The sequence below is a fragment of the Pseudomonas sp. ICMP22404 genome (assembly GCF_006227205.1).
Classification (GTDB): Bacteria; Pseudomonadota; Gammaproteobacteria; order Pseudomonadales; family Pseudomonadaceae; genus Aquipseudomonas.
The window spans coordinates 341441-360773 of record NZ_VCNG01000002.1; the positions used below are offsets into that span (position 1 = coordinate 341441).

14 protein-coding genes and 2 pseudogenes are annotated in these 19333 nt (G+C 59.0%); 9 read left to right on the plus strand and 7 right to left on the minus strand.

Going from position 1 to position 19333, the window contains the following annotated elements:
- The first annotated feature begins 12 nt into the window (after positions 1-12).
- The 7 genes and pseudogenes from FGE05_RS05335 (at position 13) to FGE05_RS05360 (ending at position 6981) form a co-directional block, all read left to right on the plus strand.
- A complete protein-coding gene (locus FGE05_RS05335) occupies positions 13-2142 on the plus strand; it encodes a chemotaxis protein CheA (RefSeq protein WP_139642159.1) in 2130 nt (709 codons plus the stop codon).
- An 891-nt stretch (positions 2143-3033) separates the two neighbouring features.
- A pseudogene (locus tag FGE05_RS30285) lies at positions 3034-3714 on the plus strand (HAMP domain-containing protein); the annotation flags it as partial.
- A 12-nt stretch (positions 3715-3726) separates the two neighbouring features.
- A pseudogene (locus FGE05_RS30290) lies at positions 3727-4437 on the plus strand (methyl-accepting chemotaxis protein); the annotation flags it as partial.
- A gap of 120 nt (positions 4438-4557) precedes the next feature.
- On the plus strand, positions 4558-5070 hold the full coding sequence (locus FGE05_RS05345; protein ID WP_139642164.1) for a chemotaxis protein CheW: 513 nt from the start codon (positions 4558-4560) through the stop codon (positions 5068-5070).
- A gap of 75 nt (positions 5071-5145) precedes the next feature.
- Positions 5146-5670 (plus strand): chemotaxis protein CheW, encoded by a 525-nt coding sequence (locus tag FGE05_RS05350; protein WP_139642166.1) that lies wholly within the window; start codon positions 5146-5148, stop codon positions 5668-5670.
- Complete coding sequence (locus FGE05_RS05355) at positions 5667-6470, plus strand: protein-glutamate O-methyltransferase CheR (RefSeq protein ID WP_139642168.1); 804 nt, start codon at positions 5667-5669, stop codon at positions 6468-6470. The genes FGE05_RS05350 and FGE05_RS05355 overlap by 4 nt, the downstream gene beginning before the upstream one ends.
- Before the next feature lies 1 nt (position 6471).
- Positions 6472-6981, plus strand: a complete 510-nt coding sequence (locus FGE05_RS05360) for a chemotaxis protein CheD (RefSeq protein WP_139642170.1) — start codon at positions 6472-6474, stop codon at positions 6979-6981.
- 19 nt (positions 6982-7000) lie between these two features.
- On the opposite strand, the gene FGE05_RS05365 is transcribed toward FGE05_RS05360, so the two are convergent.
- Positions 7001-7630 carry a response regulator transcription factor gene (locus tag FGE05_RS05365; RefSeq protein ID WP_139642172.1) on the minus strand — a complete coding sequence of 210 codons (630 nt, stop codon included), beginning with the start codon at positions 7628-7630 and terminating at the stop codon, positions 7001-7003.
- Positions 7627-10623: a PAS domain S-box protein gene (locus FGE05_RS05370; protein WP_257225591.1), complete on the minus strand. Its 2997-nt coding sequence runs from the start codon at positions 10621-10623 to the stop codon at positions 7627-7629. Before FGE05_RS05370 ends, FGE05_RS05365 begins: the two co-directional genes overlap by 4 nt.
- Before the next feature lie 267 nt (positions 10624-10890).
- On the opposite strand from FGE05_RS05370, the gene FGE05_RS05375 reads away from it, so the two are divergent.
- Positions 10891-13761 carry an ATP-binding protein gene (locus FGE05_RS05375; RefSeq protein ID WP_257225592.1) on the plus strand — a complete coding sequence of 957 codons (2871 nt, stop codon included), beginning with the start codon at positions 10891-10893 and terminating at the stop codon, positions 13759-13761.
- Positions 13746-14807, plus strand: a complete 1062-nt coding sequence (locus FGE05_RS05380; RefSeq protein ID WP_139642178.1) for an HD domain-containing phosphohydrolase — start codon at positions 13746-13748, stop codon at positions 14805-14807. The genes FGE05_RS05375 and FGE05_RS05380 overlap by 16 nt, the downstream gene beginning before the upstream one ends.
- Before the next feature lie 76 nt (positions 14808-14883).
- Here the strand turns inward: FGE05_RS05380 and FGE05_RS05385 are convergent, their stop codons facing one another.
- The 5 genes from FGE05_RS05385 to FGE05_RS05405 all read right to left on the minus strand — a co-directional run bounded on the left by FGE05_RS05385 (position 14884) and on the right by FGE05_RS05405 (position 19157).
- Positions 14884-15645 carry an SDR family oxidoreductase gene (locus FGE05_RS05385; protein WP_139642179.1) on the minus strand — a complete coding sequence of 254 codons (762 nt, stop codon included), beginning with the start codon at positions 15643-15645 and terminating at the stop codon, positions 14884-14886.
- Positions 15646-15681: 36 nt separating this feature from the next.
- Entirely contained in the window at positions 15682-16509 is an 828-nt protein-coding gene (locus FGE05_RS05390; protein ID WP_139642182.1) for a DMT family transporter, read from the minus strand.
- Between the two features lie 75 nt (positions 16510-16584).
- Positions 16585-17490 (minus strand): transcriptional regulator GcvA, encoded by a 906-nt coding sequence (gcvA, locus tag FGE05_RS05395; RefSeq protein WP_139642184.1) that lies wholly within the window; start codon positions 17488-17490, stop codon positions 16585-16587.
- Between the two features lie 102 nt (positions 17491-17592).
- The gene (locus tag FGE05_RS05400) at positions 17593-18294 is read right to left on the minus strand and encodes a hypothetical protein (RefSeq protein ID WP_139642186.1); all 702 of its coding nucleotides are present in this window, start codon (positions 18292-18294) and stop codon (positions 17593-17595) included.
- A 134-nt stretch (positions 18295-18428) separates the two neighbouring features.
- Entirely contained in the window at positions 18429-19157 is a 729-nt protein-coding gene (locus FGE05_RS05405; RefSeq protein WP_139642188.1) for an SDR family oxidoreductase, read from the minus strand.
- Positions 19158-19333: the final 176 nt, after the last annotated feature.

Here is a 19333-nt window from a genome sequence, read left to right on the forward strand (position 1 = left end):
ATGAGTTCGCCCATGAATCTGGACGACGTGCTACGGACGTTCATCGCCGAAAGCCAGGAGCTGCTGCTCCTGATGGAAGATGCCCTGTTGCAGGTCGAACAGACGCCGGATGATGCCGACACAATCAATGCGCTGTTTCGCGTCGCCCATACCATCAAAGGTTCTGCCGGCCTGTTCGGCTTCACGCCGATCGTTGCCTTTACCCATGTGGCCGAAAGCGTGCTGGATCGGGTCCGTGGCCATGAACTGCGGGTGGACGAGTCGCTGAGTGCCTTGTTCCTGGAAGTGCGAGACCACCTGTGCACGCTGATTGACTTGCTGGACTGCCACGGCGACCTGCAAGGCATGACCGCCGAGCATGAACGGCAGGGGGCGGCGTTGGTGGAGCGTCTGAACGGCTACCTGGAGCACCGTCACGAGGCGGTGCAGCCCCTGGCAACGGCTGAGTCGGCGCAACCGGCGTGTTCCGCGCGTTGGCACTTGTCTCTGCGCCTTTCCCCCGACGTCCTGCGCAACGGTATGGACCCGCTGTCGTTGCTGCGCTACCTCAACACCTTCGGTCAAGTCAGCGCGGTCGTGTGCATCACCGATGGCATGCCGGATATCTCGACCATGGAGCCGGAAACCTGTTACCTGGGGTTTGAGCTTGGGTTTGTCAGTGACGCCGACCAGGCCATCATCGAAGGTGCCTTCGACTTCGTCCGCGAGGGTAGCCAGATCTGCGTGCTGCCGTGCAATGGCGACCTGACCGGTTTCCGGGCCCTGATTGGCCGCCTCGACGCTGAACCCGATGCCATGATCGAGGCCTTTATCGCCTGTGGCTCCGTGACTCGTGAAGGTTGGCTGGCGAGTCCGGCCTCGACTGATTCGGCGACCGTCGCGATACCTCCCGCGGCGCCAGACCAGGTGGCTCGCGACGATGCGGGCAAGAGCCGGGGGGCGAAGGAGGCGCGTCCAGCCGAAGGTAATCTGATTCGCGTCGACGCGGGCAAGCTGGATCAATTGATCAACCTGGTGGGCGAGCTGATCATCGCCGGTGCCGGTGCCCATCTGGGGGCCATCCAGAGCGGAATTGGCGAGCTGATCGAATCGACCAGCTCGCTCTCGCGTCTTGTCGAGGAGGTGCGCGACTGTGCCCTGACCCTGCGAATGGTGCAGATCGGCGGCACCTTCAACCGCTTCCAGCGGGTGGTGCGCGATGTATCCAAGGAGTTGGGCAAGGACATCGCCTTGCAGGTGCTTGGGGCGGAGACCGAGCTGGACAAGACCGTGGTCGAACGCATAGGCGATCCCCTGACCCACCTGGTGCGCAATGCCATGGACCACGGCATCGAACCTTCGCAACTGCGCCGCGCCCGCGGCAAGCCGGAGCAGGGTACGGTTCGCCTCAACGCCTATCACGAGGCAAACAGTATCGTCATTGAAGTCAGTGACGACGGCGGTGGCCTGAACAAGCAACGCATCCTTGCCAAGGCAATGGAGCGTGGACTGATTGTCGAAGGGCAACAGTTGGCTGACGGCGACATTCTCAATCTGATTTTCGAACCCGGTTTTTCCACCGCCGATCAGGTCAGCAACCTGTCCGGGCGCGGGGTGGGGATGGACGTGGTCAAGCGGAACATCGTCGCCCTGCGAGGCTCGGTCAATCTGGAAAGCGAGGAGGGGGTGGGGACCACGGTGCGTATCCGCCTGCCGCTGACCCTGGCCATCATCGATGGCTTCCTGATCGGTGTGGGCAGTGCCTCTTATGTCGTGCCGCTGGACCTGGTCGAGGAGTGCATCGAGCTTTCGACGGACGACTGCAGCCACCAGGATTTCCTGGACTTGCGAGGCTCGGTACTTCCAGTCCTGCGCCTGCGCGAGATGTTTGCCATCGATGAGCCTAATCATGGCCGTGAAAACATTGTGGTCGTGCATTACGCCGGGATGCGGGTAGGCCTGGTGGTCGATCAATTACTGGGGGAATTCCAGACGGTGATCAAGCCGTTGGGCAAGATTTTCGGTACAGCTCATGGACTGGGCGGCTTCACCATCCTGGGGAACGGAGCAGTAGCGTTGATCCTGGATATTCCCAAACTACTAGGGCAAGTCGCCAGCCAGCAGTCGCACGGCACGCTCCTCAGCCCTGAATTGACTCAATAGTTCTCCCTGGAGTACAGCATCATGACCGTCAAGAAAAATATCTCGCTGCTGGTCGCCTCAGCTCTGTTGGGCATCCTGATCCTGGTCGGCCTCTGTCTTTATCTGATGGGCGGGGTCAGGACCACTGCCAGCTATGCGCAAGTCAATACGGTGCCCAGCCTGCAGTTGCTGGATGAAGTGGCCTTGTCCCTGGCGGACGACCACAGCCGGCAATGGCAGAACCTGTCCGGACCTGCCGGCAGTCCTCGGCAGAGCGATAAGGAATCGGTGCTCCAGGCACTGGATCGCTATCAGAAAGCGTTCATCTCCGACGATCGTGATGCAGCGCTGCTCAGCGCCTTGCGCAGCACGGTCAATGAATACAATCGGGGCGTGGAGCGTTTCGACAACGCCCTCAGGAATGCAGCCCCGGAAGCCCGCAGTCTGTTGGTCGACTTGGAAGTGACGCGTGAAAAGGTGACTTCCGCCTTGGCTGATATCCGTCAGTACAACCTGGACCTGGGAAGTAAAGGCGCGGCGATCGCGGCCTCGACCGAACGGACGGCGATCTACAGCATAACCTTGGTCGGCGGCGCCACCTTGCTGGTGATCGGCCTGATCGGCTTCTTCCTGGTACGCCGGTTGCTCAGCACGTTGGGAGGCGAACCCGACGATGTACGGCTGCTGGCCGAGCGATTCGTGGCCGGTCAGTTGGACGTGCAGGGCGGCAACCATGGTCTTGAGCGTACCGGACTGATGGGGACCATGGACCGTCTGAGCGGGACCTTGAATCAGTTGATCGGCGAAATGAATCACATGTCCGCGGAACACGACAAAGGCGACATCGATGTGCAGATCGATGCGGCACGCTTTGCTGGCAGCTATGGGCTGATGGCCCAAGGCATCAACGATATGGTCAGCGGGCATATCAGCGTCAAGAAGCAAGCCATGGCCTGTATCAAGTCGATCAGCGAAGGCGATCTGCAGGCCCCGCTGCAAGCGTTCCCCGGCAAGAAAGCCTTCATCAACGTCACCATCGAGCATCTTCGCAGCACCATCATGGCGTTGATCGAAGAGATGCGTCACATGTCGGACGAACATGAGAAAGGCGACATTGATGTGCAGATCGACGTCCAGCGATTCCAGGGCTCGTACCGTCAGATCGCCCAGGGTATCAACGACATGGTCAATGGCCATATCAGCGTGAAAAAACAAGCCATGGCGTGCATACGCTCCTTCGGCGAAGGGGATCTGTCGGCACCATTGGCCCGCTTCCCCGGCAAGAAAGCCTTTATCAACGACAACATCGAACAACTGCGCAGCAACATCCAGGCGCTGATCGAAGACACCCAGATGCTGAGTGAGAACGCCATGATCGGCAAGCTCGACACCCGGGCGGACAGTACCCGCCATCAAGGGGATTTCCGCCGGATAGTGGCTGGGATCAACAGCACGCTGGACTCGATCGTTGCCCCGCTCAGCGAGGCGATGGAGGTCATGGTGGCGCTGTCCAATGGCGATCTGACTCGCAGCGTCAAGGGTGATTACCAGGGCAGCCTGCAAGACCTGAAGCACGCGGTCAACGAAACGGTGAGCAAGCTCTCGCAGATCATTGGTGAGGTGCGCAGCTCCGCTGACTCGCTGTCCAGCGCCTCGGAAGAAATTTCCGCCACGGCCCAAAGCATCAGCCAGGCGGCTTCGATACAGGCTGCATCGGTTGAAGAGACGTCGGCGTCGATGGAGCAGATGTCAGCGTCGATCTCCCAGAACACCGAGAATGCCAAAGTGACCGATGGCATGGCCGGCAAGGCGAGCAGGGAAGCGAGTGAGGGCGGGCAGGCGGTCAAGGACACCGTTTCGGCCATGAAAACCATCGCCGAGAAGATCGGGATCGTCGATTCGATTGCCTACCAGACGAATCTGTTGGCGCTCAACGCCGCCATCGAAGCGGCCCGTGCCGGCGAGCACGGCAAGGGCTTTGCGGTGGTTGCCGCCGAGGTGCGCAAACTCGCCGAACGCAGCCAGGTCGCGGCACAGGAAATAGGCCAGGTGGCCAAGAGCAGTGTCGCCCTGGCTGAGCGGGCCGGCAATCTGCTGGATGAAATCGTACCCTCGATTACCAAGACCTCCGATTTGGTCCAAGAGATTTCCGCGGCTTCTGAAGAACAATCCATCGGCTCGGAGCAGATCAATACCGCCATGTCGCAGATGAGCCAGATCACCCAGCAAAACGCCTCGGCCTCCGAGGAACTGGCCGCCACCGCCGAAGAAATGAGCAGCCAGGCCGAGCAACTGCAGGAATTGATGGGGTTCTTCACCCTGCACGGTCGGGCTGCGGTGTCTGCCGTACCGCGGGCCGCTTCTTCCAGCCTGGGTAGCATGCAAAGCAGTGAGCATGCCCAGGAAGGCGGTTTCATTCGCTTCGGGAGTTGAGCCATGGAACCTGCAGTCTTGAGCCATTTCGAGCAAGTGCCGCAGAGTCCGAGCGACAGTGAGTTCCTGCAGTTCCTGACGTTCGTGTCCGCCAGAGATGTCTATGCGATCGACACCTTATGCGTGCGGGAGATCATCGAGTACGGCCAGGTCACAAGCGTGCCGATGATGCCGGATTTTATCCGGGGGGTGATCAACCTGCGCGGTTCGGTGGTACCGGTGATCGATCTGCAGGCGCGCTTTAGCAAGGGCGCCACGCAGCAAGGTATCAGGACCTGCATCGTTATCCTGGAGCTGGTGCAGGAGGACGAGCCGCAAGTGTTGGGCATCGTCGTCGACTCGGTCGGGGAGGTGATGGAGATCGACCTGGCCGACATCAAGGCCGCTCCAGCGATCGGCAACCGGATCCGTGAAGACTTCATTCGAGGGATGGTCAAGGTGCGAGGAACCTTCCTGACCGTGCTTCAGATCGACCAGGTGCTGTGTGTCAACGAGATCGCCAACCAGTTGCACTAATCGGTAGCGATCAGGCGTGCCCACGTTGTCTTGAGATGGATGCTGCCCTCTACGGCGGATCCCGAGGAGTGAACCATGTCCATATCCGCCTCGCGCCTGCCGACCCCAGGGACGGCAGCGCCACAGTACCTGACCTTTAGCGTGGGCCGGGAGATGTTTGCGGTAGGCACCCTGTGCGTAAGGGAGATTGTCGAATACGGTCTGATAACCCCGTTGCCAATGGCGCCGCCGATGGTGCGAGGCATCACCAATCTGCGCGGGGCGGCCATTCCCGTGCTGGACCTTGGCCTGTGTTTTGGCGGTGCGCCGACCCTGGAAAACCCACGCACCTGTATCGTCATGCTGGAGGTCCGTGGCAGCGGCGTCGCAGGTCTGGTGGGCATCATTGTGGACGCGGTCAGCGAAGTGCTGGAGATACCGGCCGAGCAGATCGAGCCGGCACCGGCGCTCCAGGGACGCCTTAGCCCCGCGTTTGTAGTGGGGATTGGCAAACTCAGCGACCATTTCGTTCTGTTGCTGGACATCGAGCACCTGCTCAATAGCGATGACTGGACGGCGCTAGGCCATTCGGACATTGATGCAGGCGAGCTGAAACCATGAATGTCGTTCTCTCCGACAACGAGTTCCAGCAGTTCCGGGCAATGATTCACGAAATTGCCGGGATCAGCTTGTCCGCTGCCAAGAAGCAACTGGTCAGCGGCCGCCTGGCCAAGCGCTTGCAGTTTTTCAACTTGACCACCTACGGCAGCTATTACCGCTTGCTGATGAAAGACCGGACCGAGTTGCAAATGGCGGTGGACCTGCTGACCACCAACGAAACCTACTTTTTCCGCGAACCCAAGCATTTCGAGTTCCTGCGTGACGCAGTGCTCCCCGAGCTTCGCGGCAATGGTCCGGTGCGCGTCTGGAGTGGTGCCTGCTCCACGGGAGAGGAGCCCTACACCCTGGCCATGGTCTTGGCCGACAGCTTGGGCACCCGGCCATGGGAGATCCTCGCGTCCGACATCAGCACCCGGGTGCTGGAGAAAGCCCAGTGCGGCCGTTACCCACTGGACGGTATCCGTGGCATTCCCGAGGCGCTGTTGAACAAGTACTGCCTGAGGGGCGTGGGCAGCAACAATGGCATTTTCATGGTTGATCGAGCGCTGGCGTCACGTATTACCTTCACGTCGATCAACTTGAACAATTCGCTGCCCTCGGTGGGGCAGTTCGACGTGATTTTCTTGCGCAATGTGATGATCTATTTCGATAACCACACCAAGTCCGAGGTGGTGAAACGCCTGAGCAAGCACCTGAGGCCAGGCGGCTACTTCATCGTGAGCCACTCAGAAAGCCTGAATGGCATCACCGAAGAATTGCAATTGGTCAAACCTTCCATCTACCGCAAACCGGGTGCTTGAGATGGCTCGGGTGATCGAATACTTCCTGCAGCCTGGTGACGTGGCGTTTGGAGGGCGCCAGATGCGTTTGTGCACTGTGCTGGGGTCTTGCGTGGCACTGGTGTTCTGGCATCCGCAACGCTTGTTGGGCGGCATGTGTCATTACATGTTGCCTCGGCGAGGGCGGCGCGACGTGGGAAGCCTTAACGGTCGTTATGCTGCGGATGCGTTGGCGCTGTTGTTCGAATGCATTCAGCGGACGGGGGCTCGGCCCGATCAGTTCGAGGTGAGCCTTTTTGGCGGGGCTGACATGTTTCCCGGGGTGAAACGCTGCAACGACATCGGGATTGGCCAGCAGAACATCGATGCCGCCAGGAGCCTGATCCAGGCCCATGGGTTGCAATGCCGGGTCTATCACGTAGGCGGCCGCGGGCATCGCCACCTGGTGTTCGATGTAGGCACCGGACGTCTGCAACTCCATCATGGCGATTCTGCGCTCAAGGTATTCGAATCACCCAAGCGTCATGCCTGAGGCAATCGAGTCCATCGTTTCAGACCAGCCCTTCATTCAAGGCGTAGCGCACCAGGTCGGTGCTGGTGGCGAAGCACATCTTTTCCATCAACCGAGTCTTGTGAGTGCTGACGGTTTTGTTGCTGATCACCAGTTGCTCGGCGATCTGGTTGACGCTCAGCCCTTGAGCCAGCATGCGCAGGATTTGGAATTCCCGTGAAGTCAGGCTTTGCGAGGCGTTGTCGGGCGTCACACCGCTGCTCTGGAGTGCGATCTGTTCGGCCAGTTGCGGATCGAGGTAGCGTGCGCCGGTGCTCACCTTGCGAATGGCCGCCAGTAGCGCTTCCGGCTCGCGGTCCTTGGTCATGTAGCCCGAGGCTCCGGCGCGCAGCGCGCGTTGGGCGATGTGAGCTTCGTTGTGCATGCTCAGGATGAGCATCGGCAGCTTGGGGTAATGGGCGTGGATGCGACCGATCAAGTCCTCGCCACTGGCGCCGGGCATGGTCATGTCCAGCAGTAGTACGTCGACATCGGTATGGCGCAACAACTCCAGAACCTGGGCACCATTCTCCGCTTCCGCCACCACGGAAAAATCCTTTACCAGCGCGAACAATTGCTTGAGGCCTTCGCGCATGATCGTGTGATCGTCGGCCACCATTAAACGGATCATGAGTCTTGACTCCTTGGAGCAGGTACACGCAGTTGAACGGTCGTGCCGCTGCCAATGCTGCTGGATATGGTGGTGGTGCCTCCCAAGGTCAGGCCTCGTTCGCGCATTCCCAGCAAGCCGAGGGTCTTGGAGGATTGGTCACGTTGTTCAAACCCTTTGCCGTTGTCGGCGATCTCCAGCGACCAACCATTATCGCTTTGCTCGAACGCGATATTGACCCGCGTCGCTTCGGCGTGCCGGGCAATGTTGGTCAGCGACTCCTGGGCGATTCGAAATGCCGCTGTGGCACTGGCATCGTCCAGGCAGATTTTCTGCGGATGGATCTCCAGGTTGCAGTCGATGCCCCATTGCTGTCTGAACGTGTCGGTCAGCCACTCCAATGACGCGACGATGCCCATGTTGAGGATGGAAGGACGCAGGCTGGTGGAGATGTTCCTGACCACCTGCACCGTTTGGTCGATCAGTTGCAGCAGGCGTGCAACTTGTTCGGTGAGCTGGGGCAATTGCTCCGCGTATTGGAAGCGCAGCAGCGAAGTGCCCATGCGTATGGCGGTCAGATGTTGTCCAAGCTCATCGTGGATTTCCTGTGCAATCAGCTTGCGTTCCTCTTCCCGCGCACTCTCACGACTGGACATCAACTGGCGCAGTTGCTTGTTGAGCGATGCCAGGCGCATTTCCGCCAGGCGCAGCTGCGAAATATCCCGAACGACAGCCAACACAGTGGCAATTTTCCCCTGGATGTTCTGCTCTGGAACGAGACTGATGTGATAAACGCGTTGCAGTCGATGTTGCGCGGTGAGCGCGTATTCGTGCTCCAGGGGCTGGCCCTTTTCGACGGCCTCGATAACCGCTTCACGGAACAATTGGCTTTGCAGGTTCTTCGGCAGGATTTCGAGTAGATCCCTGTGCAGCAAGTCGCTGAGCGGGCGATCCAACCAGGCTTCCAGGGCCGGATTGACGAACAACAGTTCTCCCGTCGGACTCAGTCGCGCAATGCCGTCCGGAGAGTTTTCAACCAACGTGCCGATTTCCTGTTGCCGGGCCAGTTCGTTGCGCTGGGCTTCCCGGATATCGGTGATGTTGCGAGCAATGCAAACCAGGCGATGCAGGCGTCCATTGGGATCAGCCACGGGCACCAGGTTGAAGTGCACAACGAGTGAGCGCTGACCGCAGGGCAGGTGTGCATCCAGCTCGATGGGGGCACCCACGGCAATGCAGTGCAGGCAGATAGCCTCGACGATATTGGCGGCATCTTTTTCCAGACACTGGCCCAACGGTTGACCGATCATGTCCGAATGACGCTTGGCGAGCATCTCGCACAGCTTGGGATTGGCCTCCAGGCAACTCAACTGTTGCTCGGCATCCACGGCGAGCAGGCAAAGCATGTCTTGCGAGTGGTCGAAGACTTCGCGATAACGACGTTCGCTCTGGGCCAGGTGGCTGTGAGCTGAACGGCGTTCCCACGCAATGGCACCGATATGGCTGGCCATTCGAGCATGCTTGCGGTCCTGCTCGCTCAGTTGGGCTTCACCGCTGACGAGCAACAGGATGGCTCCCATCGCGATGCCATTCTTATCGATCACCGGTTCTACCCAACAACCTCGATAACCTGCCTGCACGGCGGGCTGGCAGAACGCGAGGGCAGGGGCGTCGCTTTTCAAGTCTGCTATGAAGCGCGGGTGCTCGAACAACTCGGGATGGCGATCGAGGTCCTCGGCCAGGCAGGTCTCGATCCAGGAGGCGTCTACGGGAGGCGCCCGAAGCGGGTCGTCGCCAGGCACTGCCTTGAAAGCCATGGCGTTACCAAAGTCGGGTGTCAGGATCTTCAGGTAGGTGCTGAGCAGCGGTAGCACCTCGATCAACGTGTCGTTGGTGACCATCTTCTGGAAAATGGCCGAGCGCGCATTTTCGGCGCGCTCCTGCCGGCGCAGCGCGCTGACATCCTGGGCTGTGACCAGCACCCCGCACAGCTCGCCCGTTTCGTCGTGCTCCGGCGTCAGATTGCACAGGTAGTCCACGGAGCGACCGGAATACGAATCTCTGCTTTCCAGCAGGAAGGTGTTTGCCACGCCCGTCGATAAGGTGAGTTTTACCTGCGTGCCAAAGTATTCATCAAGCGGATCGGCTGTCGAGGTACGTTCCGTGATGTGAGTGTTGGGAAAGCTTCGGGCGCGTTCAAGCTCGGGATTGGCATAGATCTGCTGTCCAAGCCGGTTATAGCGAAGGATGATGTTCTGTGAATTCTTGGCCAGTAACAGGTATTTCTTTTCGTTATTGAGCAATGCCTGGCGCAAGGCGAGATGCTCGCTGATGTCTTCGAGCTGCGACACAAAGTAAAGCGCCTCGGCATCGTGGTTACGGGCGACGCCGACTGTCAATCGTGCCCAGAGGATGCTGCCGTCTTTACGGATGTAGCGTTTTTCCAGGGTCAGGCTCGTGCGTTGTCCCTGGATGAGCCTGTGCAGGTCGTCCTTGCTGACATCGGCATCGTCCGGATGAGTCAAGCGCTGGAACGACGTGGCGCGAAGCTCTTCTTCGGTGTAGCCAAGCATCTGGCACAGCATCCGATTGGCAGCGATCCATTCACCGTTCATGCGCAGTAAGGCCAAGCCCGTACCGGCGGAGTCGAACGCCAGGCGATAATCCTGTTCAGCAATGGGGATGTGTTCGGTGCGGCGGATTTTTACCAGGTACGTGGATTTCTGGGCGTTGTAGTCCAGCTTTACACTCAGCGTGTCGCCACCGGTCGACAGACTTTCGAAATGCCAGTTTCCCTTGAGTCGGGCATGGGTGAGGTGCTGTTCAAAGGTCAGCGGCTTGAGAGAGAACAAGACGCAGGAGGGAACGAGGGAGGCGGCGCTTTCGCTGAGCCCAAGCAGCCCGCTGGCGCAATCATCCATGATGAGTAGCGCCCCCTGGGCGTCGAGCAACAAGACTCCCACGTCAACCGCGTCCTGCGTAAATCGTGTCGCTACCGCAATGGCTGAGTCCATTCGCCCATCCTCTGGTAACACGTTCCTGAGCATAGCTTAAGTTTTTGAGCTGAAATCCAGTGTTCGACTATGGTCTCTGGATTACCTGCTGTTTCTGATGAGCGCTTGGTGTATACCTGCAAAATGGGACCCGCCGGCGGCGACGTGGGCAGGAATTCTCTTGGACAGAAATCAAGGATGAGACCACAATGATATTATTGTGACATCAAGTGTGCAGCCTAAGCAACGAGTGTGCCTATGCAAGCAGCGCCAAGGAAAAGGGTCAGTTTGCGCAGATGGATCTGGCGGGCGTTTGCCAGTACCAGTCTGTTGCCGCTCGTCTTGGTGGAAGGTGTGCTGATCACCACCTATTTCATGACCAACCAGTCCATTCGACGCTCCCAGATCGAATACCTGCACCAAAGTGCGACACGAGACATACACGTATCGGTTCAACAAAATGCCCTGTTGGTGCAGGGGCAGTTGGAGCAGATTCACAAAGCGATCAGTCTCTATGCCAAGTCCACGGAACATGAACTCACCGAGGACCAGCCTCGGATAGCGGCATCTTTGTCAATGAGTGCCGACGGCGTCCGTTACAGCGCAGTAAACGACGGGACGTCCGCCTCGTTCTATTCCAATGTCACTCCGCCGCAAAAGCAGGACCTCTACAAGATATCCCTGCTGGCGAATCAGGATTTCATGATGAAGCAGTTGAAGGACGGAGATCCTTTGATTGCCAGCATCTATTTCAATAGTTGGGACAGCTATAACCGGATTTATCCCTGGTTCAATACGCTCGAGCAATACCCGCATGATATGGACATCACCCAATACAACTTCTACTACCTGGCCGATGCAAAACATAATCCTGACAAAAAAATAGTCTGGACGGATGTCTATCTGGATCCCGCCGGTCAGGGATGGATGATGTCTGCCATTGCACCGGTTTACAGCGGGGATTTCCTCGAGGGCGTCGCCGGCGTCGATGTCACCGTGGATGGCATCTTGAAGCGAATAGAACAGTTGAAGATGCCTTGGAATGGCTACCTGATGCTGCTCAACAGCAAGCTCGATGTCATGGCCGTACCCAAGGCGGGGCAACGTGATTTTTCCCTGCTAACCGCCGAGAACCAACCTGCTGGCGAGCCGGTTGATCGCGAGCGCTTGCAATCGTCGGATTTGAACCTTACGCGTCATCCGGACCTCGCCAGCCTCAACCAGAATCTACCCGGCCATCCCGAGGGTGTCGTTGCGCTGACGTTGAATGGACGCCCTCATCTGGTTGCCTGGAGCAGTATTCCTTCTACCGGCTGGCTCTTGCTGGCAGTGGTGGACGAAGCGGCGGTCATGCAGGAAACCAATCTGCTTGCCAGTCGTTACCGCGAGGTGGGGTATCTATTGGTCGCGGGGTTGGTGCTGTTCTACACCGCGTTCTTCGCCTTCATGTGGTGGCGTACACGCGACCTCAGCCGCCAACTGAGCAAGCCGGTGCAAGGGGTTTCGCGCATGATGCGCGAGATCGGTCGAGGCCACTGGCAACCGACCGCAAGCCCTTCCGACATCACCGAACTGTGGTCAATGTCCAACCATGCATTGGGCATGGGCAGGCAGTTGGCCCAGGCCGAGTTCATTCGCAGCTCCACACAGCAGCGCCTTGAGTTGGTCATGGAGAGTTTTGCCGAAGGGCTCTGGGAATACCACCCGCAACAGCGTCGCTTCATTCTCAAGGGGGCCCTGTGTCAGCGCTTTGGCTTTGCCACCAATGAGGTGCCGATGGCGACATTGCTGAAGAACATCCCCGCTGAAGACCGGCAGAGCTTCACGCAGTTCCTGGAACAGGCCAGGGGCAGTGCCAGCGTGGCGCCGGAAGCCGAGTTTCGGATCAAGGACATGCATGGAGAGTTGATCTGGATACTTTGCCGGGGCCGCACCCTGGAACCCTCTCGGCTTGATGATTCCAGTGTCGTGGTCGTGGCGTGTGTCGACATCACGACGCTCAAGCAGACTCAGTTGGATCTTCGAGAGAAGACCCTGGAGGCGGAGGCCGCCAGTACTGCCAAGTCCAAATTCATCTCCAGCATGAGCCATGAACTGCGTACGCCATTGAATGCGATCTACGGGTTTGCCCAGCTGGGGCTCATGCAGTTGCCTGCCCAGGAATCGGAACAGACGGTCTACCTGCAGGAAATCATCAAGGCCAGTGAACACCTCATGCAGTTGGTCGACGATCTGCTTGATCTCTCCAGCCTGCAGGCTGAGAAGCCCCTGCTGGACCTCATACCCGTGCATGTGGCAAGCCTGTTATCCAATTGCGCTGACATGGTCCAGCAGCAAGTCTGCGCGCAGGGTCAGACCTTGCACATCAATCCGCCTCCGGATGCATGGTATGTCTGGGCGGACAAGCGTCGGCTCAAGCAGGTCCTGATCAATCTGTTATCCAATGCAATCAAGTACAACCGGCCCGGTGGGCACATCACGCTGGGGGCTGTGGTTGTCGACGACGGAGCCAGGCTTCGACTCTATGTAACGGATACCGGAGCGGGCATTTCCCCGGCTCTGCAGGGCGAGCTCTTCAAGCCCTTCCAGCGGCTGGGTAAAGAGAACTCTTCCATCCAGGGAACCGGCATTGGCTTGGTGCTGTGTCGAGACCTGGCGCTTCTGATGCATGGCACCATGGGCTTCTTAAGTGAGATGGGAGTGGGGAGTACCTTCTGGGTCGAGCTGTGCTCGTCGGCCTTTCCTGCCCCCGGGAACGCGTCCATGGTCTCGACGATTGCCTTGCCGAGCGTCCTGTTGGTGAGTGACAACCCCAAGGACGGTCAAGTGGTCCGAGAAGCATTGAACGGCGACTTTCAGTTGGAGCGGGTCGATACGTTGCTCGACGCCAGCCTCGTGCTTGGCACCACACCTGTCAGCGTATTGATCGTCGCCACGGCGGACCCTGCGTCCGTGCTGGACACTTTTTTCAGCGGCCTGCGCATGGATGCCTCCAAGTCTGTCATATCGATCGTCGTGGTTCGTGGGGCCGTCGATCACGTGTCAGTTGATCACCTTGGGTGCCAGGCCATCGTGTCTGCTCCATTGGAGGCGCAGAGTATTCGTCGTCTGGTCTTGACGCTCACCACGGGGAGGGCAGACGCATGTTTGCCAAAATAAATGCGCACTGCAGGATCGTGATCATCGATGATGTGGCCACCAATCTTCGGCTACTGGATTCATGTCTGCGGGCCGTAGGCCTGTCAAACATCACGACATTCAACGACTCTGCACAGGGACTTGACTGGCTGCTTTCGAATGCCTGGGACCTGGTGTTGCTGGACCTGGACATGCCCGCACCCGATGGCTTTGAGATCCTTGACCGACTTGGTTCCCGTGACCGCACCGAATCCCCGATCATCATCGTAACGGCCTTGAGCGACCAGCAGAATAGGCGAAAAGGACTGGAAAAGGGCGCCAACGATTTCATTTCAAAACCTATCGATCTGCCCGAAGTGCTGCTCAGGGTCCGTAATTGCCTGGAACTGGCGCAGGCCGCGAAGCTACTGCGCGACGTCAATAGTGAACTGGAGCGCAAGGTGGAGTTGCGCACGCTCCAGCTGGCGTCCAGCTACCGGGCGATCAGTAGCAGCTTGAGTCGGGCAGCCAGCTATCGTGACGATGAGACGGGACACCATATCGTTCGGATTGGCGAGTCCGCTGCCTTGTTGGCCAAGGCAATCGGCATGCCTGCGCAATGGTGCGAGCTCATGAGGATGGCTGCGCCGATGCACGATATTGGAAAAATCGGTATTGAAGATGCCATTCTGCAAAAGCCTGGCGCGCTGACACCACAAGAGCGGATCATCATGCAGGACCACGCCCGCATAGGTTACGAAATCCTGCATGACCCCGAGGGCTCTCCCTTGACGGATCTGGCCGCGGAAATTGCCTTGGCACATCATGAGCGTTGGGATGGCGCTGGCTATCCCCAGGGATTGCGTGGCAAGGAGATCCCATTGTCCGCAAGGATCGTGGCCATCTGTGATGTGTATGACGCCATAAGGATGCCCCGCGCCTATAAACAGGCTTGGGACACCGAACGCTCGAGACGTTATGTCATCGAGCAATCCGGTACTCATTTCGACCCTTTCCTGGTGGACGTTTTCTGTAATCTCTTTGATGAAATAGATCGCTTGCGCCTGTCCGATACACGGAATGACTGAAGCGTATCGACGAATGTATTCCTCGCTGAATGGGTGAACGACTGGTGTAGCGGCTGGCCGAATCCTGGCCAACCGCTTACTTGCCCCCGGTCACGTCGAGGAATGTACCGGTAACGAATGACGCCTCCGCGCTGGCCAGCCACAGGATGGCCCGCGCCACTTCCTCCGGCTGACCGCCTCGGCCCATGGGGATCGTATCCTTGACGCGATCGACCCGCCCCGGCTCGCCGCCGCTGGCGTGCATGTCGGTGTAGATGTGGCCGGGGCGAATACCGTTGACGCGTATCCCTTCCCGGGCCACCTCCTTGGCCAGCCCGATGGTGAAGGTCTCCAGGGCCCCCTTCGATGCCGCGTAGTCGACATATTCATTCGGGCTGCCGAGGCGCGCCGACGCCGAGGAAACATTGATCACGACGCCGCCCGAGCCGTTGTGCCGGTGGGACATGCGTTTCACCGCCTGTTGGGCACAGAGCATCGGGCCGATGGCGTTGACCGCAAAGATGCGCTGCATGCGCTCGAAGCCAAGGTCCTCCAGGCGCGACTGAATGGACAACACTCCGGCGTTATTGACCAGTACGTCGATGCGTCCGAACGAGCGGTCGATGGCTGCGAACAACTCGGCGACTTGCTCGGGATCGGCACTGTCGGCCCGCATGGCCAACGCCCGGCGTCCCGTTGCCTGCACATCCGCCGCCACGGCCAGCGCCGAGGTCTCGTTGGCTACGTAGCTGATCGCGACGTCGTAACCTCGTGCGGCAGCTAGCCGCGCGGTAGCGGCACCCACTCCGCGACCACCACCGGTGATCAGCATCAACGGGGTCTGCGAGACGTTATCCATCGAGAGTACCTCTTGTAGCGGTGAGAAAATGGCGTATCAACCGATCATGAGGGTGCCGCTGACGATCACCGCGCACGCCAGGACGCGGCGGGCGGTAAGTGTTTCGCCGAGGAACACGGAGCCGATCAGCGCCGCAAACAGCACGCTGGTTTCGCGCAATGCCGATACCGCGCCCAAGGGCGCTTCGTTCATGGCGTAGATGACAATTCCATAGGCCAGCAAAGAGACCAGCCCGCCGACCACGGCGGTCAGCATTCCGGGCCGGACGCAGAATAAGCTGCGGGCGTCGCGCAAGCCGATGTACACCCCAGGCATCATCAAGCCCCACAAGGCGCACATCCATACGGTGTAGGCGAGCGGGGCGCCGGAGAGCCGGGTACCGATGCCGTCGGTGACGCTGTAGGCGGCGATGAAGCAGCCGGTTCCCAGGGCATAGGGCAGGCTCGGGACAGACAGTTTGCGCCCCCTGAAGGCCAGTGAAATGATCCCGACTGATACCAACGCAATACCCAGCAATGTGCCGGGGGCGATGCGTTCTCCGGCAAAGACGGCGCCGCCGAGGGTGATCAGCGCCGGTGACGATCCTCGGGAAATCGGATAGGTCTGTCCCAGGTCGCCGACCCGGTAGCTGCGCACGAGAAACAGGTTGTAGCCGACGTGCAGCAGTGCCGAGAGCACCATGTAGCCCCAGCTGGCCGCCGCCGGCGGCACCATCAACGTCGCGGCGATGACACTGGCGATAGCGATGGCGATGCACATGATCGTCATCGACCATAGCCGATCGGAGCCGCCACGCAGCAACGCATTCCAGCTGGCATGCAGGAGCGCGGCGAAAAGAACCAGCAAGGTGATATGGATTGGCATGCGCCATCTTATGCAGCCCGATGGCTCGAACTACAGCGAAGTCTCCTCATCGTTTCATGAGCAAACGCTCATGCATCATGCATAGGCGCGTTGGACTTTCAGCGCCTCGCCGTTCAGCCATTGGCGGAAGTTGACTATGTGTGGCTGCGATTCGGTGCCTTTCGGACAGACAAAATAGTAGGCAAGGGGGGAGGGGAACGGCACATCGAACAGCCGCACCAGGCGACCATCGCTGATCTCGGTTTCAACATGCCCGCTGCGCACCAGGGCGACGCCCTGGCCGAGTAAAGCGGCCTCGACCGTCATGTTGCTATCGCCAAACCTGACGCTTTCCTTGAGCGGCAAAAACTCCAGCCCGACCTTTTGAAACCAGGCCTCCCATTTTGGCACCAGGTCGGCGCCATCCCGGGTCAGCAGCGGGTAGTGCAACAGCTCGGCAGGGTTGCGCGGTGTTCCGTATCGCTGCAGCAGATCGGGGCTTGCCACTGGAAACACCTGTTCGCCGAACAGGAACTCTGAATACAAGCCCGGGTAGATGCCTTTGCCGAGCCGGATCGCGACATCGGCCTGGGCGTCGGAGAAGTGGATGATCTTGTCCGTGGTGTCCAGCGAGACCAACAGCTCGGGATGCTGGCGAGAGAGACTTGGCAAGCGTGGCAGTAGCCATTTCAGCGCAAAGGAATACGTGGTGCTGACCTCGAGCCGGACCCTGCCTTTCTGCTCGCGCAGGTCGGCCAGGGTCGCCTCCAGGCTCATGAAGAACTCCCTCACGATGGGCGCCAGTGTAGCCCCCGCTGGGGTAAGGCTTAATGACTTGCCGCGCTCGAACAGCTGCAATCCCCAAAGCGCTTCGAGGTGCTTGAGCTGGTGACTGACCGCACTTTGAGTGACATGCAATTCGTGTGCGGCAGAGGTAAAGGTCGCGTGTCGGGTGGCGACTTCAAAGGCACGCAATGTAGCGGTGGGCGGCAGATCTCTCATGGATAGGGTTTCCCGGCGAGTCGTCAGAACGGGCGCGTCATGAATGCCGGTTCATGATAGTGCATCGTCGGGATGCGTCGATCAGCATCGTGCCGCAATGGACTACTTAAGGTATGCCATGCGTCTTTTGACTTTGTAGCAATCATTGATATCGAGCGCCTTCTGGTAGTACGTCAATCGCTGTGCACGATTGTTGTCGCCCAACAGTCGGTAGATTTCGGCCTGGTAGTCTCGACTGCCGCCCCACTGCATGGCGAAGCCCACCGGTTCTTCTTGCCTGCACTCAAGCCTGACAACTGGCTGCGGGAAATAGTGTTCGTAGAGGGGCATGCTGGTTTCCAGCGCCTGCAAGGCTGTTTCGTACTGAGGCGTATCGGTGAACGCCAAACACCAATATGCAATTTCAAGTGCAGGCGGAGCGAAGCCTTGGGCGAGGCTCCGTTCAAACAAGGGGCAGGCTTTGTCTTTGATCACGTCGCTTGGAGACAGCATCACGTAGATAAGTCCCAGTCGATACTGGGCTACGGGATGATCAAGGGCCGCGGCTTGTTCAAGCAGCGTAAAGGCGGGCTTGAGCAGTGCGCCGCCTTCTTGCGCCAGGGTCAGGGAGCGTTCTCTCTCCTCTGCGCTTGTCGCAGGGGTATCGGCAGTGACCGCTTCAAGCTTGCGATCCGCTTGTGCCAGGTGGGCAATCGCCTCCTGGTAAAGGCGCTCGCCACGAGGATCGATGTGTAGCGTGTTGGCCATGCTCCACTGAGGTAGCAGGCACGCTAACAGGGTGTAGCGCCAGCGGTTCAAGCGCACGATTGGCGTCCTTGCATCAACTATTCGACTGGCGGGTAGGGTACCCGAAAATCCGGAAGGGAATGAGTGCCTACCTGTCAGTCGCATTTGGCAGAGGGACACTCAAGGTCTACCCCTGCCTGCCTATGACGCTGTCAGAGGGTGGACATGGCTGGAAGGAGCGACTCGACACGGTCGCGTTTGGTAACCATCGTCCAGATCTCCTCTGCGATGTCGTCAGGGTCGATCACCGGGAATCCGGTCACAATGGGGTCGCCTGCCGCTGTCAATGAAGCGAAGCTGGCGGAGCGCTGAATCAACGCTCCGATAATGACGGTGCCCGCGTAGATTCCTGCTGTGCCCAACTCAGCATTAAGCGTATGAACGTAGTTGCGTGCCGCGGCCATGGCGGGTCCGAATCCGCACATTCCTGCGATGGGCTGCACAGCCGTCAGCCCTCCGACCACGACGATGGCGCCATCGCCTCTGGAAAGTTGGCCTTGGAGAACCGCGTTCGCGACTTGGATCGGCGCGTAGGTGTACAGGTCCATGAAAGGCCGGAGTGTCTGTGCGTCAAGATTCGCAGCGGGCACAAACGCGATATTGGGGGCGACTGGCGCATACACCGCTACATCGATGCCGCCGAATCGGTCTTCTATTGACTGAACGAGTGCGGGAATACCCGAGAGATCGTTCAAGTCTGCAGGAAATGCTGCAGCCTCCAGGCCCTCATTGACCAGTTCCGCGACATGCTCCTGAAGTTTTTCTGCGCGTCGAGCAACCATTGCAATCTGGTAACCCTCACGTGCGAAACGTTTTGCGAGGGATGCACCGAGGCCGCTACCAGCACCAAACAGGGCGATAGTTTTTTTCCGAGTAGTCATAACTGGATCTCTTTGTTAAGCGGGGTTTTTACAGCCGTCGCGGCTGCGGTGATGACGGACTAGGCCGTGTCTGAACCAAAAGCCGCGCCTTCGATCCGAAGTCGCTCGACATCGGTCAGAACGCGATAAGTAACGCCTGGCTCATTGGCAGGTTCCAAGGTATAAAATAAGAACCT